Annotated in this window: 1 pseudogene; it reads left to right on the top strand. The window is 60.1% G+C overall.

Annotation, left to right across the window (positions count from 1 at the left end):
* Positions 1–1,047, top strand: a pseudogene (locus tag NGR01S_RS29740) (DNA-directed RNA polymerase subunit beta); the annotation flags it as partial.

Below are 1,047 nucleotides of genomic sequence, written 5' to 3'. Positions count from 1 at the left end.
ATGATTCCGTTCCTGGAGCATGATGACGCCAACCGTGCTCTGATGGGTGCGAATATGCAGCGTCAGGCCGTGCCGTTGATTCGTTCCGAGGCTCCTGTGGTGGGTACCGGTATGGAGTTGCGGGCCGCGGTGGATGCCGGTGATGTCGTGGTCAACGACAAGGCCGGTGTGGTCGAGGAAGTGTCGGCGGATTATGTGACGGTGATGGCCGATGACGGGACCCGCAAGTCCTACCGGATGCGGAAGTTCGCCCGCTCGAATCAGGGCACGTGTGCCAACCAGCGTCCCATCGTGGACGAAGGCCAGCGCGTCGAGCGCGGTCAGGTCCTCGCCGACGGCCCCTGCACCGAGAACGGTGAAATGGCGCTCGGTAAGAACCTGCTGGTGGCGATCATGCCGTGGGAAGGTCACAACTACGAAGACGCGATCATCCTGTCCCAGCGTCTGGTGGAAGACGATGTGTTGACCTCGATTCATATCGAGGAGCACGAGATCGACGCTCGGGATACGAAGTTGGGTGCCGAGGAGATCACTCGCGATATCCCGAATGTTTCCGATGAGGTTTTGGCTGATCTCGACGAGCGTGGGATCGTGCGGATCGGTGCCGAGGTCCGTGATGGTGACATTCTGGTCGGGAAGGTCACTCCGAAGGGTGAAACCGAGCTGACGCCGGAAGAGCGGTTGTTGCGGGCGATTTTCGGTGAGAAGGCGCGTGAGGTGCGTGATACTTCGCTGAAGGTGCCCCATGGTGAGTCGGGCAAGGTGATCGGTATCCGCGTGTTCTCGCGTGAGGATGACGATGATCTGCCTCCGGGTGTGAACGAGCTGGTCCGGGTGTATGTGGCGCAGAAGCGCAAGATCCAGGACGGTGACAAGCTCGCGGGCCGGCACGGGAACAAGGGTGTGATCGGCAAGATTTTGCCGACCGAGGATATGCCGTTCATGCCCGATGGCACGCCGGTGGACATTATTTTGAACACCCATGGTGTGCCGCGTCGTATGAATATCGGGCAGATCCTGGAAACCCACCTCGGCTGGATCGGTAAA

Source organism: Nocardia grenadensis NBRC 108939 (genome assembly GCF_001613445.1).
In the GTDB taxonomy this organism is placed as follows: Bacteria; Actinomycetota; Actinomycetes; order Mycobacteriales; family Mycobacteriaceae; genus Nocardia; species Nocardia grenadensis.
This window is presented reverse-complemented; position numbering and strand designations above follow the sequence as displayed.